We start from the raw sequence: 24876 nt of genomic DNA on the forward strand, positions 1-24876 counted from the left end.
CTGAGTAGGGCACAACGCTAATGCCGCCCCTGCGCAGAGCGCAATCGCCCCCGGCAAGATGACGCCTTTTTCATCATGGCTTCGCGAAAAATCGGCTCGCTCTCTGGATCGATCGATTGGACGCTGTCCTGACCATGAACTGGAAAGACCCTCATCATGTCCCTTGCAGACCCAACGCTGTCCTCGATCGGTATCACGATCGAAACCATCCGTCTGGAGCAGGAACTCCTGATCCAGACAGTCTTCGCTCAGGGGAGGATTCTATCCCAGATCCACGCGGCCCTTCACCCGGAAGAACCTCCTCAGGGTGAGTCGGCGACGGCTCTACTCAAGGAACTGATCGAAGCAGTGAAGAGCATGCATGATGACCTTCGACGCATGGCAGGATCCAGTCATGAGGCGTCCGAGAACGGACCAGCCGCGTGATCACCTACAGCAAGATCTCTGCGAAAGGGCAGGGCGCCCTTATCGTCGATTATATGAAGGAAGGCAGGGCGCAGGCGGATAAAGACGTCCGGATCGAGGAGGATCCCTCTGCCGATCGCGGCGGACGGGTGGTGGCCTATTATACGGGGCGCGACGGGCGGGGTGCCTGGATGGCGGGCATGGGATCGCGCATTGCCGATCAGCTTGGCGTCGATACCAGCGCGCCGCCGACGGATGCAGCCCTGGCCCGCCTGTATGAGGCAAAGCGCGCGGACACGGGTGAAGCCTGGGCCGGTCAAGGCAAAAAGCGTGACCTTTCGGCTTGGGACTTCACGGCAAGCCCTGACAAGAGTGTCTCCCTCGCTGCCGAGCTTTGCGGAACCGCGCTGGAGCGCGCCGCGATCTGGCATGCCATTCATCAGGCCGGCGAAGAGACCATGCGCATGATCATGGATCACGTCGGTGTCGCGCGTCGCGGGGACGGCAAAACCGCCCATGCCGAGGAAGGTGAGACCGCCTACGTCTTCTATCGCCACCACACGGCGCGACCGACGCTCGAGATCCAGGATGGGCCGGACGGCGCAACCGCCGTCATCGAGGTGCCGGTGGCAGGCGACCCACAGTCCCATATCCACTACCATCTGTTCAACGCGGTTGCGACGCAAAGCGGCCATCTCGGGTCGCTGGATAGCGCCCGGATTACGAAGACGACCTCTTTTCTCTTCGGTGCCTATTTCCAGGCGGTCCTCGCAGAACACCTGCGAGAGCTCGGTATCGAGGTTCAGGTGGACGAGACGCATCGCGCGATCCGCGTCATGGCCGTGCCCGAACACGCGCGTGATTTCTTCTCCAAGCGGCACAAGGACACGCAAAAGCGCGCCGAGGACTTCGTGGCAAGTCAGGGGCGGGAATGGCAGAAGCTGTCGGCCGAGGAGAAATTCCGCATCCTGTCCCAGACCAACCAGATCTTTCGTCAGGCCAAATGGACGGGCGGAAACGAGCAGGAGATCTGGCAGGAAATGGCGAAGGAGCTGGGCTGGGAGACATCGAGTGTGATGACCAGGCACAAGGCTCAGAGCCTCTCGGACGAAGAGCGGCACGACGCGGCTTATCAAGTGGCGATAAAGCTGGTGGCAGACGACTTCAAAAGTGCTGCAGTCCTCGATGCGGAACTGTTGCGCGTCCATGCAACGCGCGGGTTGATCGGGGTCGGTATCAAGGGCGAGCATGATATCGAGCGTGTGGTAGAGCTGATCAAAAAGCGCGGTATCGTCTTCAACGGAGTGCAGACCCAGATCGTTGAAAGATCGCAGCACAACACGATGCGTATTGCCAATCGCGAGCAGATCCGGATCGAAAAGAGCGTCTCGCAGCATATCGAGCGCATGCTGGAGGATAAGACAGGGCGGCTCGATCCGGAGGTGCTGCGTCGCGCGATCGCGGCGTCCGGGCTCGACTTCACCTCCGAGCCCGAGCATGGCGCGGCCCAGCTTGCGGCCATTCATGCGTTGGGCGCAGCCGACCGCATCGCTTTCCTGATGGGTGTGGCCGGCGCTGGGAAGACCGCCCTTCTCAAACCGCTCGTAAGCGCCTGGAAGGAAGAGGGGCGCCAGGTCGTCGGCACCGGCATCGCCTGGCGCCAGGCCGAAGCCCTGCGCGATGCGGGCATTGATCGCACTTATGCTCTGACCCGCCTGCTCAGTGAGTTCAAATCCGGGAAACTGGTCCTCGATGACAAGTCAGTCCTGGTGATCGACGAAATGAGCCAGATCGCGCCTAAGCCGTTTCTCGAGCTCCTCGAGCATCAGAAGAAGATGGGGTTCAGTATGCGTATGCTGGGCGATCGCGATCAGGGTCAGGCAATCGAGGCAGGTGATTCCATTGAGCTCCTGCTGCGCGCCCTTCCCCCGTCTCATCTTCCACAGATCACGTCGACCCTGCGTCAGAAGTTCCAGCGTGACCGGGCGATCGCTGCCTTGTTTCGCAGTGACGGGCGCGACCTATCGAAGACCGAAGCTCAGCAGCGCGAGGCCGATGTGGTTCGGGCTGGAGAAGCCCTGGACATGAAACGGGCGGACGGGACCGTCCGTCTCGTGGGAGGCTCGCATCGCGAGGTGGTCGAGGATATCGCGCGGCTCTATCTGCGCCGGCGCGATATGCTGCTTGCCGCCGGTTATACGCGTGGTGTGACGATCTCGGCGCCGACAAACGCCGATGTGGCCGATATCAGCCAGGCCATTCGCGCCCATCTGAAGGCGCGTGGTGAAATCGGAGAGGATCGAGCTGTCGTGCGCGCGATCGACCAGCGCGGCGAACAATACGACCTGCCCCTGGCGATCGATGATCGTGTGCGTCTCTTCGACAGAATAGAGTGCCGCGTGAGGACACCTCATGGCGTGCGACGGCACTCCCTGGGGTCGAATGGTGATTTCGTAACAGTGAGCGACGTGCAGGAGAATGGTCTCGTTTTACGCAACCGGCAGGGCAGGGAAGGGTTCGTGTCTTGGGACGATCTGCGCGATGTTAAGCATACCGATCGTATCCGGCTGGGCTTCGGTCATGCGATGACGATCGATGCGGCCCAGGGCATTACGTCGGACGAGCATATCAACGCCATGCCGCGCGGTACGGCGAGCATGACCGGATTCATGGCCTATGTCGCCGAGACCCGTCATGTTCATCGCTGCTGGACGATGATCTCCGAAGCCGCCGTCCGGGAGGCTGAGTTGCGTTCACGGGCTCTGGGCGATCCCGATCCGGTCCGTATGGCGGATCTGTGGAACCGTGTGGCGGCCGATCTGGGCAGACATGACTACAAGGCGCTGGGGTTGGATCTGGTCACGAGCCAGAAGGAGCTGGAGAGGTTGCGGGCGACAGCGATTGCGGCAGCGATCAACAGCGAGCGCGTTCAAACGGCTGATCGCAGTCCCGCCGCCGAACTGCAGAGGAAGCGCGAGAATGCGGTTTTGGAGGCGACCGCACCCGGCGACTGGAAGGATCTGACCTATCTGCTGAAGCAGACGGGCTTTGAACTAAGCCGAGCCATGCAGGCTGAGGCCCGTCGTGAGCAGGCGGCCGAGCAGGCGCGCAAGCGACAGGAACGCGAGCGCGTCAGGGAGCGCGCTCCGAGCCAGGCACCGGGGATGTGATGTCCCGCTCCAGAGCGGGTTTGATCGGGAAGGCGCCTGCCGGGGAGCCGTCTTTTACTGCATCGACAAGGCTCCCGAGACAAAAACCGTCGCTCGGGCATACGTGCCAATGTCGTTGCCCGGAGCATCCCGATCCGGGTAGGCGGCTTTAGACTTCGAACCTCGATGATCGATCGCTCTCTTCTTTGAAAACCTCGATTTTCGTGACGATTTCCAGAACGTGGGGGTTGGGGTCGACGAGGGTCGGATTGACTGTTGTAGAAGGAGGGAGCGTTTGGGAACGCACGCCAAATCTGAGCAGTGGGGCCAATAGAGGATCGTTCTCATCCAGGTCGTGATCGGCCGCTTCATTGGGGGACGGCGATGCGTCAGGTGTCACGCCGCCGGATGTAGAGCCTTCGCCCGTATCGAGCGGGTGCGTTCCGGCCTTATTCCCAGTGTCTGCCTCGGAGGTCCTGGTGTCGCGCTTTGGCACGTCTGGACTTTGCGAAGCGGGTGGGGAATTGGCCTTTGAGCCATTCTGCTTGCGATCGGCCGGGTTCGGCCTGAAGGCGGCGGCGAGCTCACGATACACGATCCGAAGTTCCGCATCGGGATCCGTATCCAGCGACAAGGCCTCACGATAGGCGTCGCAGAAAACACGCATCTGACCCTGCGGTCCCGCTCGATCGCTCTCGGTGAGCGCGTCTGCCCGCCCGAGGAGCTTGGCGGCGGCATGAGTGCGGGCGGCAGGGATCGTTGTCACGACAGGAGGTCCTTGTTCGCTATTGCGGGGCAGGGTGAGGTTGGCAGGGACGCGCAGATAGCCCTTGTTGGCCAGCTGGATGTTGGGAACTTCCGCATAGATGCGTCTGCCATAGAAGGTAACGATGCACTGTCCGGGTTGCTGGCTGGTGACATCGTGCCAGGTGTAGAGCGGCATTTCCCGCACATCGGCGCGGCCTTGATCGAGATAGACGCCCGTGACATTGGACGCCTGATAATTCGTGTTCACTGAGACCGGCAGGCGAGGTGCAGCGCTCTCCACCCATTGTTTCGTGGCAGTGTTGTCGTTCAGCGACATAATGAAATGCAGGCGTGGATTGGACAATAGCGCATCGGCAGCGGACTTGCCCAGCGCGTCCTGCAGCGAGCTGACTTCCTGGAACGCGAGCGTCGTCGAGAAATTGAGATCGCGCGCCTGGGACAGAATGGATTGTGCTCCTTCGGAGGCGTACATGCCGATCTCATCAAAATCCAGACAATAGACCGTCGGCGCATTCGAGAAGCGGTTGTTGATGACCTCGTCGATGTCGCCTGAAAGCTGGCCGCCGACCCCCGGCGCCAGGCCGTAGCGGATCGCATTGATAATGAAGCGCCCCAGACGCGTGTTGACCTTCTTGTCGTTCTCGAGAACGGGGAGAATAACGGTCAAGATACGACGATTGAACAGCACATCGTGCATATCGATATCGCCGACATCGACATTGAAGATGTGTCCGAGCGTGCCGCTCAGCTGGGTGAAGGTCGCACCAAAGCCACCGACAACATAGCCGTGCTGCTCCCGGACTTTCTCCTGTGCGGAGACCGCCTTGCCCGGGGTGTATCCGCCTGTTTCACGCATATAGTTGAGGATGCGCAGACGTATGGGTTCTGGCAGAGCGGGACGTGAACGCCCGTCCTTTGGGGGCAGGGCGCGCAGATCCTCGTCTATGAAACGCTGTTCCGCATGGGACCAGTATTCCAGCCTTGGATGCCCTTCCTCGCTATCAGGGTCGAGGACCAGGAGCCGCAGGGCGTCGAAGTCCGACGTCAGCCGGCGCAATGTGGGCAGGTTGATCGGCAGGTGACGTGCGTCGCGGATCCAGGCAAGGAGCTCACTCAATGTAGCGATCAGGTCCATGCCGCGATCCACGAAGAACTGTTGTGACCCGCCTTTGCCGTTGCCCGCGTCGGACGCGATGAATAGCGTGATCAACAGGTTCTTGATGCCGTCGGCATTGGCGTGGGCGAATGGGTTCCATGTATGCGTCTCGCGCGATCCGGAGGATGTCAGGAAGTTCACCACCCTGACTTCGGCTTCGCGACCATGCATGCGCGCGAGTGACAGCACATCCTTCCAGTTCGAATTGCTGCCTTTGCCGTCCACCTGTGTGAAACCCGATCCCTGCGCCACGACATTGGCCTGTTTGCATACGAGGGTCCGGGTCTTACCCGAACCGGTCGTGCCGGCCACGATGCAATGCGTGCGCATGTCGTCGGTGGATGGGAACCCAGGCTGCCGCGTGATCCGGTCTACGAACATGAGCCAGTCGCCAGTCGCTTTGCCGGGACGCCTAGTGCGTTGATCGCGAAAATTGGGGTCACGCCGGCGTGCGGCTACAGGCATGCGCATGGGCAGCATGGGCAAGCGCCAGACAACCAGCAGCGTAAAAGGGATCGCGATGAGCAGCCAGAGCTCGAAAAGGGCCGGAATGAACAGGCAGAGCATTGTCAGGCAGAACGGCACGATTGCGCAGAGCGGGTCGGCCATGAACGCCCAGAGCCGTGTCTCCGGCCGACGCGTATCACGGTAGAAGCCGCCCTGGCGGACGATATGGCTGTCCTGAGGCCCAAGGATCGGTTCAGACATGATGCTTTATCCTCAGGGCATGCCGAAGCCGGGCGCGGGTGACGATGTTGGTGCATGATCTGTGCGGTCGACGTCGCTCAGTCGCTTGTAGGGGCCTGAGTGGGGCTCTGCGTCAGGTGAGGGATCGATGTCGGGCCCCGGGAACGGGGATGGATGGATCGATGAGGATGCAAAAGAGTGCCAGGGAAGATCTCGCGATGCGGTAGGCCGTTCCAGGCCGTGCAGACTGAACGCTGCAGCATGGTGCGCGTCAGTTTGTGAATCCCGGTCCCCGGGCCTGAACAGAAACAGCATGGCCAGCAGACAGAGACCGAATGCGACGGGAACGCCAACGAGAAGACGGAGGGCCGACCGGCTCCGCGCGGATATTCGTCCGGCAAGCCCGGCAGGCGGTACTGGGGGCATCGCCGATAGGCCCGCTGCTTGCGCTACGGCGTTCGGAAGATGGACTTCCTCATAGGGACGCTTGAGGGAAAGATGGGGCAGGTTAAGCTCGGTATAGCCCCTGCCTCCCTCGTGCGCTTCGCCCCATAAGGTGAAGCTGATGACATCGCGCTCGACGTCGTAGTGTACGCTGCAGTCGCGATTGGGATGATGGATGGTGACGCGCATGGTGGTCTTCCCTATCTGGAGGCGATCGTTGTGGGGGATGCTTGTCGTGCGCGATCCATGGCCTCGAACCGGTCCAGGATGCGGCGGAGATAACGGGCTTTCTCGGCCCCGGAATGCGAGTGGTATCGGGCAACCGCGTCCCAATAATCGCCGGTTTCTGCAAAGCCTTTCGACAGGATCCAGGCGCCGGCTTCGAAATTGGCGCAGACGCTATCGCGCAAGGCCAGAAACGCCGCCTCACGCGACGCGGACCAGTGCGTCATGAGCTGTGGAAGCCAGAGATCATTGACCTGCATGGGGCCGATATCGACGCTGCCATTCGTATTTTGCGACACTGCGCCGAGCCTGCCTCCTTCGACGCCGAGAATGGCGTAGAGGAGCGTCGCCGGCACATGATGGACGGCTGCGGCCGCGTAGAGGCAGGCAGCGACTTCGGTGTCGCTCGTCGAGGCGCGCGCGGGTGTCGTGAGAGACACGATGCCCGCAATGATGGGGGCTATGAGAACGAGGGGACGTATCATGCCAGCGCGCGCTCTTTCTCGAGGATGCGCTCGAGGGCAATGAAGCCTTCCGGATCGCGGCACGAGACGAGGATGTCATGCATGGTCTCGACGAGCGTACCCAGATCGGGCGTCTCAACAATCGAGGGCACGGTGGTTCCGTTGGATAATCCCTCAGCGACGGGCATACGCCGCAACCCGACACGGCATCCGCCGCCGCCCTCCTGTCTCAACCGTGCGTCGGCGGCACAAAGCACAGCCGCAAACCACCGCTCCGGTGCAGCCGGCAGGCGATGTGTCCCTTCCGTGACCTTGTAGCCCTGTTCGAAGGCATAGGCGGTCATCGCGTCAAAGAGGTGACTGGTGGCGATCGTCATCATCGGATCGCATCCCGTTGCCGGTAAGCGGGAATATGGGGGCGTATGGGGCCAAACCACCACACACGCATGATACGAAGCGCAATGGCTGGCGTGATCCTGAACCAGCCCAGGATCGAGAAGACCAGAACCCCGGTACCCGAAATCGCGAAAGTCCACCAGGCGGGGTAAAGGAACCAGATGCTGCCAAAAATGAGGGCGCGTCCATCGACGAAAAGCAGCATGATCGGTTCGGCCGTGTAGCGCCACGTTGTCTTGGGCAATCTTGTTTCAGGAACGTTCATCAGTCCTCCCTCCGGCTGGCACGCCCTGCGACCTCGTCCGAGATGCGTCCCTCGGAATGCGCCCGCGCAATGGCTTTGGCGAAACTCTGGCCTTCATTGTCCACCATTTCGCGTATGAGACCCGGCCAGCGCTCGACCGGCGCATCCAGGAGCCGGGAGCGTCTTGCGTGGTTGAAGCGGATGAAGCTGCGGATCGGCGTGCGTTTGCCGTCCGTTGACGGCAGCAGGCGCTGATTGACGATCACACGCATCCCCTCCGCCGCGGCCAGTGTCATCGAGCCGGCCTGGTCAGGCGGGCATAGACCGATGATGCGCTGCATCGTCGAGGCAGGATCGTTCGTATGAAGCGAGGTCAACAGGGCATGACCCGATATGCCGCCCTGAAGTGCGGCCATCATCGTCTGTGTGTTGTTGCACTCGCCTACGATGATATCGGTCGGCTCGGACCTTACGGCCGCCTCGATGAAGTCGGGAAAACTGTGAAAATGAGCGCCGATCTCGGTCTGGTCGATCCGGCTCGAGGGCTGCTTCACCAGATCGTAAAGGATCTCGATCGGTTTGGAGCCCTCGATGATGTTGCGATGCTCGTTCGGGTCTTCGAGCCAGTCCCGCACGAAGCCGCCCAGCAGGGTTGTCTTGCCGCTGCCGGTCGGGCCACAGACCGGATAGAAGCCCGATCCCTGGTTCATGGCCTCGATCAGTTCAGGCTCGACCTCCTGTTCCTCGAGCGGGCGGGGAATATCGGCCAGGGGACGCAGGATGATCGACATTCCTTCGCTGACACCCACACGGCATCCGTGGGCGTGTACGCGAAACGAGTAGCGACGCGCGCGGCGATCGGGCCAGACGCAGTGCGAGATGTTGATGTGTTCCTTGCGCGCGATCAGGGATGCCCCGTCCTTCGAGCGGAAGAAATGGTGCAGGGCAGCAATGGTATCGGTGTGGAGCAGCTTTCGCCGCGTCACCTGGTAATTCCTGCCGTGCAGCCCGATACCGATCGTGTGATCTGACTGGAGCCGGATGGAGGAGGCTCCGAGGCCGGACGCCCAGGATATCAGGCGGTCAATTGCCTCCTTGTCGAGAGTGACCCCGTCTTCGGGCCAATACATCGTGCTTTCTGCGTTGGCTTTCATGGCTGGGCGCTCTCCACGGGGGCGGGCGTCTGGCAAGAGGCGATTTGACGCAGCATCTGCAGCGGGCGAACAACGACCGGCGTCGAGAGCGTCGTGCCTGCCTCACACTCGCTCTGCCAGTGCGCGATCGCGCCCGCACTTTCGACGCAGAGCGTGGTGCTCATCTCCCACCAGTTGCCATTCTCACGGGGGAAGGTGGCCGCCTGCAGGACCAGCCAGAGCGATCTGTCATAGAACTGGATGGCTGAAAACATGCCAGGATTGAGAAGCCCGCCACGCAGACGCGCCTTTTGCAAAAGCGTCAGCAGGATTCCAGTCTCAAACCCATGCGTCGTCCCGAGCGCATCGATCCTCTGTCTGAGGGGCTCTTCCTTGCCGAGGCGGCGTCGGATCATGCGCGAGAAGCTGCCGGGAATTGGCAAGGCCGCTGAAGGACCTTCGAGCGCGTCCCGCTTGCGGTGCGGAACCGAAAGAGACAGGGCGCCCAGTAGATCCTGTGCCTCACTGCCCCGGAGGTCCTCGTGAAGGGCGAAAACCAGAGCGAGCGCTTGTGCAAGCGTGGACGCGTTCACGACACCTTGCCATGGTCGGCCGCATTGCGCGCCCAGAGCGTGCTCGGCCTGCATTTCCCGGAAGCTTCCCTCGGCCACTGCGTATCGCGCCAGAAATTCAGCAGGGGTCAAGGGTGGGTCGAGCGGCAGGAGCTGCGCTTGCGGCTCGATGTTTTTCGGGGGGAGTTTACGGCCGACCCAGGCGGCACCGATCGGGTGTGTCCTGGCGAGTTCACGCTGAAGAGCCGCGTGATCGTAACTGCCGGGGAAGCGCGTGTTTGCCGCACGCAGAAAGCAAAGCAGAGTACAGAGCCCCAGAATACCAGCTGCAAGAGGTCGATACACGCCACCCGTCAGACTGAGCACGGTCCATAGCGTCGTGGCGGACATGTCTTGTGGCGCACGTTGCATGACGGCGATATCAAGACGGTGCGCCCATGACGAGAAGGGAACGGCAGCCTGAAGTTCTGCATGACGCAGCGCAATCAGTTCTGTCGCCATCTGCGCATGAAAGCGGATCCACGCCATGATGACGATCGCGCCGATCGCGACAGCGAGCAGCAGGATGCCGAACGCGATCTGCGCGGAGCGATCGCCTCCATCGGTGCCTTGACCGATCATGACAGGAGACCCTGCCTCAGGCAGGGGGGAGCTGAGCGAGGCGCTGTCACCTGGAAGGGATATGTCTTCGTCATGTCCGAATCGTCCGACATGGCGATCCAGAGAGCGATGGTTTTTTTTAGATTTCGTGTTTTCGACGGATTTCCAGGAAGGAAACCAGGTGAACGGGGCTTCTCTGGTTCGCGGGGTAGGAAGGCGATATCCACAAGGCACGAAGCGTGTACGGGATTTGCATTGTGGGTAGATATCGCGTCTTTCGCACCGATAGGCGGGATCGATGGTATGGCAGCCAGAATCTGCGTCTAAACGTCTCAGTTGGACAACAACTGATCCAGCGTCTCGCTATCGGAAGTGATTTGATAGGCCATCAGTTTAAAGCTCTCCACTCCGTACCGGGATAAGTGCTCCCGAAATAGCGGATGACGAAGTGGCGACGTTGCGCGCACGTAGTCTTCCACGTCGCTTCTGGTTTCGCCTTCCAGCCAGAACGCAATCCGATCGTTTCTCAGGGTCGAAATCCGGGTTTCGTAGATTTTCATCACTTTGTTCCCAAGGAGCAGTTCAAGCTCCTTTTGGGCTGTGACGCGCATCGAGACATTGTGGCTGACTATTTTCTCGATGTCGTGTGCATCAGTCATATCACTGAGGTGCCATTCGACCGTTGCTGGACCGTGCTCGAGCGACAGTACACATCGGGTGGGCGTCGTTGTCGCTCTCTTCACCAAGCCGCGGAGGGCCGCCGCCTCGATGTCGGTAGTTTTCGATGGATCACAAACCTCTAGAGCGTAGCCATTCAACGCCCCGGCTCTCTTGGCATTAGGCCATTGTACAAGCGTCAGTCCCTCTGTTTGCAGCGTGCATCCAGCAAACGTGAATGCGTCGATCCCGACCTGTTTCAAGTAGGCCATGAGAAGCGGGTGCCGCTCGGAGGATGATGCCTCGAAATCGTAGACATCGTCGTATTTGTCCTCATCATCCAGCCAGAATAGCAACCGATCGTAGAATCCGCAGCCAGCGTCATTGGCGAACGGTCTCATAAACTTGCCCCCGATGTAGAGTAGCGGGACGTTGTCATCGCCCAGTCTCATGGACACGCGCTGATTGATTATTTCTGCGAGGCAGGAAGGCTTGACGACCTCGTCGAGATGCCACTCGACCGCTGCATGGCCGCAGGATAGGCGCAGTATAGCTATGTGCTCAGTCGGCATTGGTTTTTTTCCTTGGCGACCACCGATGGGGTGTTGGCCCCGGTGACGTCGGGTTCGAAAGCGGGTGGACATCCAGCGCCTTGCGGTCAGTTCCTGGGACTATCTGAGCGCGTGGTATCTGAAGGACATCAGGCGATGCGCCCAGGTCAGACGGAAAACATGATATCGCTCTCGATAACGGGCGGGGTATCAGGGGGGCACGAACCTTCGCTCGTGCGTACATAGCGGTCTGTCAGTGCTATTTGACGAGCCATCTCAATGCATGGTCGCAAAGAGATGGCTCCAGCGGATTTCGAAAGGCCACTGCCAAAACTGCCAGAGAGGATGCGCTCCGTCCCATGAGAAGAAGACGAAGCGCGCCTTACCGACCAGATTGACCATGGGCACGTAGCCAAGATCCTGCCCGTTGTCGCGCTGGAAGCGGCTATCGCCGCTATTGTCGCGATTATCGCCCATTGCGAAGAAATACCCGTCCGGCACGACATATTCGCGCGTGTTGTTCTGCTCGCCTGTGTCGGTCAGTTTCAGTATCTGATGAGTGACACGAGGAGCGTCCGCGCTGCCCGGCAGGGTTTCCAGATAGCGTATGCCGGTCTGGGGCATACGGTTTTCATTCATGACCGAATAGGCACCCAGTGACTTGCGCGGTACCAGGGTGCCGTTCAGATCGAGCTCACCCGCGCGCAACTGGATATGATCGCCCGGAAGCCCGATTATCCGCTTGATGTAATCGATCGAGGTGTTCTGCGTGTATCGGAACACAGCCACATCACCACGATGGGGTGCCGTGTTCCAGATACGACCCTCGAAAAGAGGCGGCGAAAACGGCATCGAGAAACGCGACCAGCCGTAATCATACGTGGTCACGGCGACATAATCGCCTACCCGAAGAGTCGGAAACATTGATGCGCTTGGAATGATGAACGGCTCGAGGAAGAGGGTGCGTATCACGAGCAGAGTGATCACACAGATCGCCGCGAACCGGGCCAGTTCGCGCATCTCCTGTGTTGACCTGTTCCCACGAGCGCGGGCGTTGGACAGATGGAGCTCTGGCATTATGGTCGTGTCCTTCCGACGATGAATAAGAGTCACTGTCCGGTCCAGTGACGGGCATTGGCATCGAGACCAGCATGATCGCGGATATGGAGCTGCTGATCGTCGATGAGCAGTTTGTTGCGTCCGCCCGAGGCAGCAGCGCGAATGATGTCTATGTTCGGTGGGTGCACCTTTCCTGCGGCAAGCAGCATCCGGTATCGGGCCATGCCCATGATGTCGCGCTGCAGGCGGTTCAGATCCGACATGAAGGTTTCCGTGGACTGGCGCATGCCGGCTGCAAACCCATCGGCGACGCCCTGCCGCCACACGGCGACTTCCGCCTCGACCTGTGGGCGCACGGCATCGGTCGGGGGTTGAGCCACAGTGACCTCGCGATCAAGATAGGTGCGCCAGGTCGGAGGAACCTTGACGTAGTTTTCCGGGCGGATGATTTCGTCGATACGTCCGGTTACGCGCGCAGAGTCCCCGTTCTCGCTAATGGCGAAATTGGCGTCCGATTCCGAGATGACGGGGGGAATCATCAGGATGTCGCTGTCGCCTACAGGGAGGACCAGGGAGCGAAAGTCGAACACCTCGTCCAGCTGGCGACTGCGGCGATTGAGCAGGAGCCGGATCACCTGGTTCTCGGCAGCGAGACCGTTTTGAGCCCCATAGCGCCAGGCAGCTTGTCGCACGGCGGCGTTATGGGCGCTACTCTTCTCGTGGTCAGGCGTATAGCCCGGCCGCGCCGCCATCATGGCCTCGAGCGACGGAATGGCGACAGGGTCTTCGATCTGAGGCTGAACCTGTCCTCCCGGGATTGGTGAGTTCAGTGCGGAGCCGGCGCCGAGAGAGGCGGCCGTCGCGCGCGGATCGGGCTGATCCCCCAGGGCCTGCGGTGCTTCCTGCGCCCGCGTCGGCGTGGAGGCTCCTGTAAGAGCGATCAAGCCGATGAGCGTTGCCCCAATCATGAGAGGCCGCTTTGAATGTGCATGATTATCCATACCAGGCAATCCTGATGGTGTGGGTCTGAAGGTCGGCTTGCACATGCGCAAAAACGCGTCCGGCGGCGTCGATTTCATCGAGCAGGTCGCCGGTGGTGACATTGTCGAGATCGATCGTGATGACAGGATCGCAGTTGGGAGGTGTTGATGCCACATAGCGCCAGCCTATGTCGGCCGCGATCGCCGCAGCGGCATTTGTCAGCGTCCCATGCCAGTGCCAGGAGACTGGCTTTTGCAGTTCGGATGCTCTGACACCCTCTGGACGAGACATGGGATATCGCGGATGACCGGACTGCTCGAGGGCAAGCGCGATATGATGCATCTGCTGGCTGATGGGTATCTCAGCAGGCTTGTCGGTCGCGCATGCTGACAGTGCGAAACCTATCGGCAAAACAGCGTAGAGGGAGCAGGCGCTTTTCATGAGCCAATCTCACGATGCGCTGATCCAGAGAGCGAGCATTATTTTTCGCTCAACGTTGAGATATTTTTCGACCCGATGCCGAGGCGCTGGAGATTGCGCCAGACCCTGATCTGGTAGCGCTGATTGTAGACCGGTGTGTGTGAGTTGTAATTGCCTACGCGTCGCCAGAAGGCAGCGGCATCATGCGGGTCTGCACCTGCGAGTTCCTGTCCCAATATCCAGGCTCCTACCTGGACGTTCAGGCAGTCCTCCTTCAGGAGACGTGCGCGTGTGACGCCCTGTGCAGCCAGCCGTGGCAACCAGCTCGTATTGATCTGCGCGATGCCGAGATCGTCGGATCCATTACTGTTGTGGGAGACCGTGCCAGTCGCCCCGCCTTCTGTCATGAGGACAGCGCGGTAGATCGCTTCGGGTATCCTGTAGGTCCGCGCTGCGTCTGCAACGCAGGCAGCAATATCGGCCGAAAGGGGATGGTCAGAGGGCGCGCGGAACGGCCGCTTGGCCGGGATTGTAATTTGCTGCGACCTGCTGGCAGCGATAATCCAGGCTGCAGCGATGATGTTCCAGCAAACATTGTCGCGAACGGTCGCACCATCGAACCCGGCCCGGGCGAGGTAGGGAAGCCAGCCCTCCTGTATGCCCATCGGGCCGATCCCGCCCGTTCGATGAAGGGCAACCTGCTCCAGGGTTTCGTGTGGGACATGATAGGCAATCTCTGCGATATGGGCGCAAGGGGGAAGCATGATCACCACCTTGCTGCGATGTAACATTGCCCGTTTTCGTTCGGAAAGCCTGTCAGGATTACATAGTATGATTTCCCGGCAGGAATGATCACACTTCCCGATTGTGTGGTGCTGTATCCGCTACCGACATAGCCGCCGCTATCCCACATAACAGTGCCGTCCATGATGATTTGGATACGGAGGTCACTCACCCGCTGGGGGCAGATCACATTCAGCGCGGCGGCCGAAGCGGCGTAATTCGTGAACGGGCCATTCGTCGTATTGAACCCCAGCCACCCGGAAACCCATGATCCATTGTTGAATGTTGCGGTCATCGATGACCATGTGCCGTTGATGCAGGCTATTGGCTCGCCGCTACCGTCATATTTGGCTGCGACTCTCCCATTCGGCCAGCACCCATAGCCCGGATTGGCATCCGTCCTATCATATACAACGCCCTGGGTCGTCTCGATCTGTCCGCCGTACAGACCTGCTGTTCCGCCACCGAATCTATTTTGCAGGTAGACGGTGCCGTTAGCTGGGCGAAGCGCCAGATTCTGGCTATCCCCGTAAAGAGCCCCGCTGCCGATAGAGAGACTCTCGCCAGAAGGAAGGACGGCCCCATTCGCGTAAAGCGTGTTGATGTAGTCATTCTGGGAATGAATGTCCGCAGCTGTACCATCCTGATGCTGCACGAAGGCGGCCCCGCCAGTGCGTAATGAAATGTTGCTACCATCACCGTATATACTGTTGTTTCCGACCCACAGGTTATTCCCCGGATTTACTTGTATTTTGTTCGTTCCTATTGTGTTGTTAACCCAGAGGTTATTTCCTACACCAACATTTCTATTGAAACCGGCATCGCCGTTCCAGTTCATCCAAGCTGCTGGCGCTTGCCCGTAATCACCTGCGCCGATTGACCATCGAGCATCAATTTCGCTCGCTGCTACACCGCCGCCCCAACCAGGAAAATGCGAACTGGGATCGATGCCGTTGGTTCCAATGGCTCCATTGAACTGTCCACTGCCTGCATTGCGGACATCGTTGCCGCCCATATTGAGCGTCGTCGCCATGGTCGTGTATTCTGGATGATTGGGAACGGCGTGACGGTATAGGTAATCATTACTCACAAGAGAACCGCCGTTGAGCGTGACCAAACCAAAAAGATGCCCCGGCCCAGGGTTGGTAGGTACCGTATTTAGTGGCAGACTCCACGCGCCACCTGATCCTTGAGCTGTGCCACTGTTCAGATTGCCACGCATCCCGTCATAAGGGACAAACCCTCCATAATGTCCGGTCATGGCAGCAATATTGACCTCTGAGGCCGCCGAATAAGCCTGTCCTCCGGTGGAGAATACGAGGCAGCGTATGACGCCAGCTTGAGGCTGCTGAAAGACAACATGCCACTGTTGACCGAATGTGTTGAATGCGCTGAAGCCCACAGGAAGCACAGAAGCATTGATCAGCGTTGAAATCTGATATTCGGCGTAACTACCAAGGCCAATGGATGATTCTAGGTCGCCGCTATTTTCTTGCGCGAATTTGTTGGCTCCCTGAAGCAAATCCTGAAATGTCTCAGCAGTCAGAGCCATTGCGCGCTGGTCAAGGTTGTCACTGACCGAGCCCGCATACCGTATCGAGATCGTTGCGGCTGCAAGGGACATGAATACCGCGCCCAGAAGGTTAGATGATGCCATCTGTATGTCCTCAGTGTCTTTCTAGGGCGACGAAGGAAACTGCGTCACCGTCAGGCACGGCAAGCGGAGTAGCGCCCATTTGGCCGTAGATAGGGGAGGCCCATAGGCCATTTCGTGACCACCCGATTGTTGCGTTACCCCCGGATTGCGCCAGAGCTGCGGCCATTTGTCCGTGTGACAAGGCAGCATAGACCGCGACCGTCACAGTGCTACCGTTCTGCACCACGCGATTACCGGCACCAGGCAGCGGTGTACCGCCCGAGCCGGAAATGGTGGGTATGGCTATGCCAACGGAATTGCCGGTAAAACCGTTGGCTTCGACAGACTGCACAACCTCAGCTTGGTAGGTAAGAAATGCAGCGCCGTACATATTATCGTACTGAGATGTGTCCGAAATAACAATCGGAGGTCTCATGCGTATTTCCGTTGTCATTGCTTCATACAGGAAGAGAAGCGCCAAGCTGAAGAGTATAACATACACTTGTTGTTTATTCCGCTACTTGTTGTATGCGAATGTGATGGTGTTAGTGTCTGAAGAAAGACACGAACTTGCAATTCCTGTGGTGTTGGAGGGTGAGTATTGTTGTCCGTTAACGGTTACTGTAGTTTTCTGGCTTCGTGCAAAAGCGGCGCACGATCTAGCGACTACATTGACAGCGGTGCCGAAAAACTGATCAACCGTCCCGTTGTAGGTTATGTAGCTACCGGGCCATGGGAGGGGTATTGTAGTAGCCCCGTTTGGGGTGAAATCACTGGCACCGGCCTTAATTGCTGTTGCTGTAGTAAGGTCCGAAAAATCGGTTGCACCAGACCCCTCGTAATACTGGCGGATATCTGCCGCTATGAGTGACACTTGATGCGTGGCAGTGTCCAGGCGGTCGCTTGCCGACCACATGCTGTATCCGAACACAATTGCGACAATTGCCAGAACGGAAATAATGCCGGTGATGATCCAGCCTAAAGTTTGACTACTACCCATTTTTTCCTCGTTTTTCTCGGTTTCAACCCGAAAATTCCTGAAAGATTTAAGTTATTCCGGAATTTTCGGGTTGAAACCATAACTATTGATGGTGATCAGTGCGAAACAGATGCCGCAATCGAGTTGCCAAGATTGGACGAACTGACGACGAAAAGCAGGATCATTCCGTCAACCGCCGCTTGGGCGATAAATCCCACGATCCTTGCTTGGCCAGTGATATACGCCTCAAACTTATCCGACCACGCGGCCAGTCCTTCCCTTAGTCGGTCCGAGCCTTCAGGAGAGGCCCATACGGCTCGTATCTCGCTGATCAGCTCTGGGGATGGGAAGTTGTAGCCGGTCTCTATGAGAGCTTCGGGGAGCAGGCTCCCCTTCACCTTTCTGCCCGTCATGATCGGAAGAAGTGCCGTAATCCGGCTGTTAAGCCATGGCGAAGCACATTCGGCCTGTCGTCTCAGTGCTTCGGTTTCGCTCATGTTCGCATCGACCAAGGCCATGAAGCTTATGAGCCAGCCATATCCGGTGAGATCGCGGTAGATCGCCCAGGGCGGTAGCATTTCGAGGGTGAGCCTGTACCGGCCCACGTATCGAGGCAGACTATAGGCAACGCCAAATATGAGCACGATTGCCAAGATCGGGATAATGGCCCCCCAACCAGATACGGCGAACGATGCCGCATTGAACGTAAATGCGGTTATGCCGTCGATCTCTGTTTCTGACGGAAGAGACGCTTTTATCTTCGGAACTATCTGTGTTCCGAGATAATACAAATATCCGTAACCCATCAGAATATTCGCGCAAGGAACGGCGAATGCAGTTTTTATACTGCTGATAATCTTTTCTCTTTTACCTGCGACTTCTCTGACCAGATCGAGAGAGAGTTTCATATTTCCTGACTGTTCGCCGGAGGCGAGAGTCATGATTTCGTTTGATGGAGCGTAAGGTGACATGGCCTGACTGAATGTGCGTCCATCGCGTCGCATGGCATCAAGAATAGACCGTCCTACGCGGGCCGCTCCCCGTTGTCTCACACGCTCCCACTCACTCACCTGCATATCTAGAATGTCGGGGATTGTGCGCGTGCCGTATAAACGCGCAGCGATCATCGCATACATCTCTTTGCGCTTCGACCACCTCATATGGAAGGTGTCAGGGATGCTCAATGACCACAGGGAGCTGCGGGTTTCCGATGAACGTTCAGAGATGAGTTCGATGCTCATTCTTCGAAATCCCCTCTCATTACGTGCTCTAGCGAAACCGGAAAAATACCGAGTTTCTGCCTAACGTCGCGGGGATCAAAATGCCCCTCGAAAGCACCATTAAGGCCAGTTACAATCATTGGGCGATCAGCATTCTCGCGCTGCCGATATTTCGTTTTTGCGCGATCAACGCCCAACTCCAAAAAGTCGCGGTTCAGGGCACTATCCACTGTGACCACTTCAGCAACGGCGCGCTGTCCGATACGCCCCTGACGGCAATGTTCACAACCAGGGCCGGTCTGGCGCAAGTCTCTGATATCGCCCCAATTTGCCAAAGACGCCCTATCAATAGCATCAATGCGGGCATCATTTGGGTCCCATCGTGTCGAGCAATGGGGGCATAGAACCGGTATCAAACGCTGTGCTATCACTCCACGAATGATATTTTTTTCGACAATAGACTTGTAGGAAAACTCCTGTGAGTCGAAAGACTCAAGACGATCCATATAAGCAAAAGGATGATTAACGTGCATAGTTGAGTTGACGAAGTGCCCACTCAAAGCGCACTGCATTGCAATACGAGCAACCTTTAGCTTTTGTATTTCCTGCACGACAATATCATCTGGATCAGAACGAAGTACGCAGGCCATGATTCTATCAAATGTTTCATCCGTGGCCGAAAGCTGGGTGGCCCAAAACATTGGAATCTCTACAGGCTGTTCAATGGTGATAAGGCGGCGTCCAGGGTCGATCTGTTTTTTTAGCTTGCAGCTTTCATATTGAGTTGTCGTTTTGCCGCTCCCCGTAGGGCCTGTATTCAGGACCATGCCGTGGGGGGCAGTTATCATCTGATGTATTTTGCTAATCTGATTTTTTGAAAATCCCATTTTCTCAAACATGACGGGCTCTGTAGGAACCCGAGGCGTTTTCACCGTGATGTGTGACGGTGCAGGCCCATCCCGCTTAATATTCTTATCTAGGTGCAGACGAAGCGACATGTAGTGCCCGCCCGACTGTACCGGATGGCACGGGCCACGCACGACGCGAATATTCAGAACACCGGTACCATCCAGTACGCTACCCTCTACTTTGGCGTCCTGAAACTCTGAGAAATTGAATTGGCCCTGCGTGCGATCTGTTGCGATGCCTTGCATCATCGATATCGCCAAGCTGTTTGCTTCAGCCGTTGTCAGTTCCACAGTATCTACAATTGCGCCGTCAAGTCGAAACTGTATCGTGGCCGCTTCAGCGGTTCTGTGAAGGTGCAAATCCGAACTGTTGAGGGCTGCGGCCTGCTGGATATAGGTCATCATCCGGTCGAAGGAATCCGAGCCCTCCTGAACAGGCATGATGGCGGTGATATTTGCTGTCAGGCTGTCGCGCCTTCTATTCGCAACGTCAGTTAAGGCGGTTGGCACTGGTTTGAGAATGATAGGCGGGGATGCGACTTCAAGAAGATTGGCGATCCATTCTCTGAAAGACGAACGTGAGAGTGTGTCGGGAGGCCCATAGACTTTCAGCTCGTCCCAATCCACGTAAATTTCCTCCGCAAGAGATGGTGGTACGGTGCGTACAGGGAGGTCTATCGAGGTTTTCGCACGCGTCGGCGCAGAGAGCGCCCGTTGAACAAACTGAGGGAATTTGATCGTGGAGGGCTTTAGCTTGCGCAATGCTGTCTTACTGAGCATGGAGGTCTCCCATGATTCTGAAACCACTCTCGTTTGCTTCAATGGAGCGGAAGCGAAGCGCCCGAACCTTGGACCAAGGAACGTGGTTAGGAGAGACTGGAAGGTTCATTTCGAACGGTCGCCAGTCCATTGCCGCTGCCATTGCGGGGGTTGTGATAGAGGTTTGCCCCGGCGTCGGGAGTGGTACCGCTTTGATAGACAAGGTGCCCTTGTAGAATTGCGCGATCCCGCGCAATGACTGCTCATCGTCTGCAAAAGTCGTATGTTGTGTTTGTCCGCCTCGGCCCTTGAGCGCCGGAATTGCGACCATCACATCAGTCTCATCGCCATTTTGCGTCACGCGGCCTTCAGGCCGGTTCCAGACTGTAGCGTAGTCCGAACGTGCAAAGCGGATCATCGCATGGCCAGTGGTGCAAACCCAGCCTGTTTCCGACCATCCCATTTGGATCGGGCGCACTTTGCTGATTGCTGCGTAGCACGATGCTAACCAGTCACTAGCTAAGGGTGTATTGGGCAACGCATCAGCTCGTGCGCGTTCTATCTCTGCCTCGTTGGCTCTGGCTTGGCGGATGCGCTCTTGCTGGGCGGACGAGTTGAGGTGTGATTTCCAGAACAGCCAACCGACAGATAGGCCGATGACGAGCGCCGCAGCGCCAAGAAGCTGAGCGCGCCGACGATGAGGCGTGATTGCCCTACACTGCACCGAGATCGATGCAGCCGAGCGCAACAGGTCTGCTAGACCTTCTTCAGATAGGTTGATGCTTTGGAATGTCGCATCTAAGCCGAAGCTCGACCGTCGCGAGGCAAGGTCATCTGGTGAAATAATCAGATCAGTGCCAGGGCGGATGCTTCCGTCTTGATCAACGACGAGAAACCATATCGTGTTATCATTCAGGACACACGAGACGCAGGTTGGCAGGCTAAATGAGGCTGCGACGGTTGGCGCAAGAAATCGAACATCTGCCTTCGCGCTCGACCCGGCAATATTGAAAAAACCGTATTCGTGAATGCCGTTGCGCACATAGCTTGCTACATGAGTGGCCTTGTGCAGAGTACGACCGCGCCGAATAAGCGCCGAGTTCTCAGTTGCGCCAAAGCTATGGCGCCATGTAAGACCAGCACGCCATGAGACGCCATCAATCCTGAGAATACTGGTCATCGCATGTTGCTCCAATGCGACGGCGGCGACCCGTTCGGAAACGTAGAGGACGTTTCGGCGCTCTGGTCATCTTCGGTGGCCATAGGCAACGTTGTCTCGCCGGAAGGCGACGATACGATTACACTGTCAGCAAGCACTTTGCGGACCACAAGGCCCCCGGCAAGTTTGGCACCGGCAACCACAACCGTCGAGGAACCATCGGGCAGGCGCAAGTAAGCATGATTGCTACCGGATCGTCCGCCAATTGCTTCTACTTGCGGCAAAATCGGAGCCGGTTCGGGTTTTTTCTCGGTCGTGCTGGATGCAGGCCCTGTCTGGTTCATTGGCGGCATCATCGGAGGGGGCGTCATACCAGATGGCATCATTGCCCCCGGTATCATCGACGTTCCTTGCGGGGCTTCCCTAGCTAATGTCGGTGCATGTTCGGGCTCTCGCGACTTCCTTATTTCCTGTCGAGCGCGTTCAATGTCGCTCTCCTTATGAACGATATCGGATAGCTGCGACATGAGCCTGTAACAGGTCGCATTGCGGTCGAACCGTGCCGCAATGGGATCGCCTCCCGGCGTGTCTGGAATGCCGGAACATTCGGCAGGCAAGGTCTGGGCAAGGACAGGGGCAGCATACATGGCCGACGATGAAAGCGCGAGAGTTACAAACAGGCGTGAGAATGCCGGGTAAATCTTTCGCATCACAACGTCCTCGCTGTAACAGTAATAAAGATCATCTGCTTCTGAGTCTGCGCGTCTCCCGCGCCACCAAGCAAGAAGTTATCGGCCACGCCGACGCCGTTTTTCGTTTTGCTTCCCTGATTATCCATATATCCAGAAATAACCAAAGTATTTCCTGATTCCAGACTTGCTTCGTTGTCAAACACGGCACTGGCAGTCTGCGGTTGCTGCACATAACTACCGTTTTGGTTTACGTCTTTTAAACCCAGCAGTGTTGCGAGATGGAGAGAGACATGCAGAAGAATACGGTTATCGACTACGCGAGGGGTAATGTCGCCTGTGATACCGGCAGAAGTAGTGCATTGCTGGATGCTGCTTGATGATCCGGCATTGGTCGCAAGAACAGTATTGGTCCCACAGACATATGTGGTGTTGGTTGTAACGTTGAATGGAGCAGGGTGATTATTCAGCGTTACGGCTGTTCTTTCATTCTTGTCAGTCACCACGCCAAGTTGAGCAAGTGATTGCAGTACGAAACTCGTTCCCTTGAATTGTCCGGCTGTGCCCCCTGCGGTGTCGAGGATCGAACCGCCAAGGTTCAGAGGTGAACTTGACCCCTGCGGGTGAAGCAGTGATAGCGGCGTGGTCTGAAGACCGTAGGCTTTCGCAGCAGTTTCAAATCCTACCTTCGGTTGCCATCCAAGATTCTGCTCATGCGTGAGCTTGACCTGATAAATCTTGAGAACGAGGGAAACCTGTTTCATCATATCGGACTGGATGCCGCGCACCCATTCATCAAGCCGGTCGAGCTGCCGAGGCGTGCCGGTTGCCGAGAGCCGTCCCAGGGATGGGTCTGCAACGATCTGCGCTCCCCCGCTAATCATCTCCGCTGTCGCCTGAATGTTCTTCCATGCGTCGTAGCTGGCACTTGACGAATAAGACATGCTGCCTGATGAGGCTCCTGCACTGCCACCGTTCGAGCCAGAGCCGCCCATACCTCCCATACCGCCAGACATACCCATACCACCCGATCCAGACGACTGGCTTGGGCCGGTCATTGCAGTGATTCCAGATGATGTTTCTGCGGGCTTGCCGCCGAACGCCGGAATTACGAAAGTGCGGGTCTCAGTCCGGTAAAAGCGAATTTCGCCGTTCTCATATTTCTGATAAACGCCGAACCTTGTTGCCAAGGCGGCGAAGAGCCCAGCTTTATCTCCTTGATACGAGAACCAAGGCCCGATGCCTTTCTGTCTCCCGGACGCGTTGGGTGTAGAGATTGGCTGTGTGAAGCTCGAAACTGACGGTGGCGGTGGCACAGAAATGCCGTTGAATTGGACGGGATTACGCTGACTGCCCCCCTGTGAGCGTGAAGTGGTCCCGGCGCTGTCCAGATCATCATCGAGAGAGACCGGAATACCACTTTCTGCGCTCGCCATCAGAGCAGCATCGCGCAATCCGATTGGTCGAGCAGAGAACATGTTCACGGGCAGGCGGAGAGCTGCGGGCACTTCCGTCTGAGCTGGAAGCAAATCTCCCAGGAGCCACGGTCGGCTGACATGCTCAGCAATCGGCGCATCAGGGAGCTTCGCGTCACTGATAGCTTGTTCGTTCTCTTTCTGCATTTTGGTGACATCTTGGAAGTCGCCACAAGCGGTCAAAGAGACGAGGCCGGTGAGTACGAGAGGCAGACGTTTCATTGTGGAAGCTGGTCTCCGGCCGGATTGGTGATAACGGCTGTGCGATTGGGATCATGAAAACGGACACGGATCGACCGGCCATTTTCCGCAATATCAGTAATCACTGAAGTCAAAGCTGCCACGTAGTCACCGCTGAAGGAGGCGGAAGCTGGAACAATCCAGTCTAGACGCTGTGGCCAGATCAATATCCAACCACCGCGTGCAGCCCATGCTTGCATCTGACTGCGGATTGGCTGGCCACCCACTAGAAGCCATGTTTCGACCGGTCTAGCGGGCGCAACGACCGGAGCCGGAGCAACCGGAGCTACTGAGGGTGCTACGGGAACGGATGAAGAAGGAGAGATAGGCCGGACTGCGGGTGGCGACACCGTGGGCGCAAGCATTATCTCTGGGTCTGGCCTTCTCGTCTCTGCTGCAAGAGGGTGCAAAACCAACGGGCCGGACGCCGTGGGGAGTGGTTCGGTCTTGATTGGTTCTTGCGGCGCGATCTTACTGAGTAGGTCCGCGTGGGGAGGCTTGAGCGTCACAAGCTCGCCGGGTTGAGTGATGCATTGGCTGATAAGCTGCAATCCGCCAAAGCCATCCCGGCCATAATCGCAAGCCATAGACGCATCATCGACAGATAAGCCGAGCCTCACGTTTTTGCCGCTTGGCGTCATCGAATATCCAACCGTATGCGTCCCAGCAGACCCCGCCTCATTTGGAGCAATACCGAACCCATGCAGGCGCAGACTATCGCGTAGCTGCGCCTGAACGCGCTCGCTATCTCGCCCTGAAACCGGAAGAAGAAAAATCGATGTATTTTCCGGGGAAAAAGTCGATCCGAGCGAGTCAACAATTGAATTTGTGAGGGTCGCTTTATCAGACTCACTCGTGACGCCAACATATGAGTTGTTACGCGGAAGATTTGAAACGCAACCGCATAGAAGCGTTGCGAAGCCCACATACAGGGCCGGTGCGAACGCACCTTTTCGGCTGGCCTTTTTCATCGATTTGTTGGCTTCTCGGCTGAGTCGATAGCGAAAAACCGAGGCTGCGTCTGAGTGTTGCCTTTGATCTTGTTGCCTTTTGCGGCAGAAAAAAAACGCATGAAATTACCTCGGCTTTTCAAAAAATATGGCGATACATGCCGCCC

The 24876-nt window shown here is 57.7% G+C and carries 22 protein-coding genes; 2 read left to right on the forward strand and 20 right to left on the reverse strand.

The window, feature by feature from the left end:
* The first annotated feature begins 156 nt into the window (after positions 1-156).
* Both ACWNRM_RS09870 and mobF read left to right on the forward strand, forming a co-directional pair.
* Positions 157-426: a hypothetical protein gene (locus tag ACWNRM_RS09870; RefSeq protein ID WP_485170703.1), complete on the forward strand. Its 270-nt coding sequence runs from the start codon at positions 157-159 to the stop codon at positions 424-426.
* Positions 423-3575, forward strand: coding sequence for a MobF family relaxase (mobF, locus tag ACWNRM_RS09875; RefSeq protein WP_485170702.1), 3153 nt, complete (start codon positions 423-425; stop codon positions 3573-3575). The genes ACWNRM_RS09870 and mobF overlap by 4 nt, the downstream gene beginning before the upstream one ends.
* 148 nt (positions 3576-3723) lie before the next feature.
* On the opposite strand, the gene ACWNRM_RS09880 is transcribed toward mobF, so the two are convergent.
* From ACWNRM_RS09880 to ACWNRM_RS09975, 20 genes are all read right to left on the reverse strand, one after another.
* Complete coding sequence (locus ACWNRM_RS09880; protein WP_485170701.1) at positions 3724-6186, reverse strand: type IV secretory system conjugative DNA transfer family protein; 2463 nt, start codon at positions 6184-6186, stop codon at positions 3724-3726.
* A 12-nt stretch (positions 6187-6198) separates the two neighbouring features.
* Positions 6199-6798, reverse strand: a complete 600-nt coding sequence (locus ACWNRM_RS09885; RefSeq protein ID WP_485170700.1) for a hypothetical protein — start codon at positions 6796-6798, stop codon at positions 6199-6201.
* Between the two features lie 11 nt (positions 6799-6809).
* A complete protein-coding gene (locus tag ACWNRM_RS09890) occupies positions 6810-7319 on the reverse strand; it encodes a lytic transglycosylase domain-containing protein (RefSeq protein ID WP_485170699.1) in 510 nt (169 codons plus the stop codon).
* Positions 7316-7678 (reverse strand): hypothetical protein, encoded by a 363-nt coding sequence (locus tag ACWNRM_RS09895; RefSeq protein ID WP_485170698.1) that lies wholly within the window; start codon positions 7676-7678, stop codon positions 7316-7318. The genes ACWNRM_RS09890 and ACWNRM_RS09895 overlap by 4 nt, the downstream gene beginning before the upstream one ends.
* Positions 7675-7959, reverse strand: a complete 285-nt coding sequence (icmT, locus tag ACWNRM_RS09900) for an IcmT/TraK family protein (protein WP_023977715.1) — start codon at positions 7957-7959, stop codon at positions 7675-7677. Before icmT ends, ACWNRM_RS09895 begins: the two co-directional genes overlap by 4 nt.
* Entirely contained in the window at positions 7959-9092 is a 1134-nt protein-coding gene (locus ACWNRM_RS09905; RefSeq protein ID WP_485170697.1) for a type IV pilus twitching motility protein PilT, read from the reverse strand. Before ACWNRM_RS09905 ends, icmT begins: the two co-directional genes overlap by 1 nt.
* On the reverse strand, positions 9089-10264 hold the full coding sequence (locus tag ACWNRM_RS09910; RefSeq protein ID WP_485170696.1) for a secretion/conjugation apparatus DotM-related subunit: 1176 nt from the start codon (positions 10262-10264) through the stop codon (positions 9089-9091). The genes ACWNRM_RS09905 and ACWNRM_RS09910 overlap by 4 nt, the downstream gene beginning before the upstream one ends.
* Positions 10265-10575: 311 nt before the next feature.
* Positions 10576-11472, reverse strand: a complete 897-nt coding sequence (locus tag ACWNRM_RS09915; protein ID WP_485170695.1) for a hypothetical protein — start codon at positions 11470-11472, stop codon at positions 10576-10578.
* Positions 11473-11727: 255 nt separating this feature from the next.
* Positions 11728-12528: a signal peptidase I gene (gene lepB / locus ACWNRM_RS09920; RefSeq protein WP_485170694.1), complete on the reverse strand. Its 801-nt coding sequence runs from the start codon at positions 12526-12528 to the stop codon at positions 11728-11730.
* 32 nt (positions 12529-12560) lie between these two features.
* Positions 12561-13511, reverse strand: a complete 951-nt coding sequence (locus ACWNRM_RS09925) for a type IV secretory system conjugative DNA transfer family protein (RefSeq protein WP_485170693.1) — start codon at positions 13509-13511, stop codon at positions 12561-12563.
* Positions 13504-13932: a DotD/TraH family lipoprotein gene (locus ACWNRM_RS09930; RefSeq protein WP_485170692.1), complete on the reverse strand. Its 429-nt coding sequence runs from the start codon at positions 13930-13932 to the stop codon at positions 13504-13506. The genes ACWNRM_RS09925 and ACWNRM_RS09930 overlap by 8 nt, the downstream gene beginning before the upstream one ends.
* A gap of 38 nt (positions 13933-13970) precedes the next feature.
* Positions 13971-14702 (reverse strand): lytic transglycosylase domain-containing protein, encoded by a 732-nt coding sequence (locus ACWNRM_RS09935; protein ID WP_485170691.1) that lies wholly within the window; start codon positions 14700-14702, stop codon positions 13971-13973.
* A complete protein-coding gene (gene pilV, locus ACWNRM_RS09940; RefSeq protein ID WP_485172202.1) occupies positions 14678-16351 on the reverse strand; it encodes a shufflon system plasmid conjugative transfer pilus tip adhesin PilV in 1674 nt (557 codons plus the stop codon). Before pilV ends, ACWNRM_RS09935 begins: the two co-directional genes overlap by 25 nt.
* 10 nt (positions 16352-16361) lie before the next feature.
* Positions 16362-16766 carry a type IV pilus biogenesis protein PilM gene (locus ACWNRM_RS09945; RefSeq protein WP_485170689.1) on the reverse strand — a complete coding sequence of 135 codons (405 nt, stop codon included), beginning with the start codon at positions 16764-16766 and terminating at the stop codon, positions 16362-16364.
* A gap of 659 nt (positions 16767-17425) precedes the next feature.
* On the reverse strand, positions 17426-18550 hold the full coding sequence (locus tag ACWNRM_RS09950) for a type II secretion system F family protein (protein WP_485170688.1): 1125 nt from the start codon (positions 18548-18550) through the stop codon (positions 17426-17428).
* Entirely contained in the window at positions 18547-20217 is a 1671-nt protein-coding gene (locus tag ACWNRM_RS09955) for a GspE/PulE family protein (RefSeq protein WP_485170687.1), read from the reverse strand. The genes ACWNRM_RS09950 and ACWNRM_RS09955 overlap by 4 nt, the downstream gene beginning before the upstream one ends.
* Positions 20207-21376 carry a type 4b pilus protein PilO2 gene (pilO2, locus tag ACWNRM_RS09960; RefSeq protein WP_485170686.1) on the reverse strand — a complete coding sequence of 390 codons (1170 nt, stop codon included), beginning with the start codon at positions 21374-21376 and terminating at the stop codon, positions 20207-20209. The genes ACWNRM_RS09955 and pilO2 overlap by 11 nt, the downstream gene beginning before the upstream one ends.
* Positions 21373-22065, reverse strand: coding sequence for a type IV pilus biogenesis protein PilP (pilP, locus tag ACWNRM_RS09965; RefSeq protein ID WP_485170685.1), 693 nt, complete (start codon positions 22063-22065; stop codon positions 21373-21375). Before pilP ends, pilO2 begins: the two co-directional genes overlap by 4 nt.
* Positions 22065-23741: a pilus assembly protein PilN gene (locus tag ACWNRM_RS09970; RefSeq protein ID WP_485170684.1), complete on the reverse strand. Its 1677-nt coding sequence runs from the start codon at positions 23739-23741 to the stop codon at positions 22065-22067. Before ACWNRM_RS09970 ends, pilP begins: the two co-directional genes overlap by 1 nt.
* Positions 23738-24730, reverse strand: a complete 993-nt coding sequence (locus ACWNRM_RS09975; RefSeq protein WP_485170683.1) for a toxin co-regulated pilus biosynthesis Q family protein — start codon at positions 24728-24730, stop codon at positions 23738-23740. Before ACWNRM_RS09975 ends, ACWNRM_RS09970 begins: the two co-directional genes overlap by 4 nt.
* Positions 24731-24876 lie beyond the last annotated feature (146 nt).

This window comes from Asaia sp. A2 (assembly GCF_057319415.1).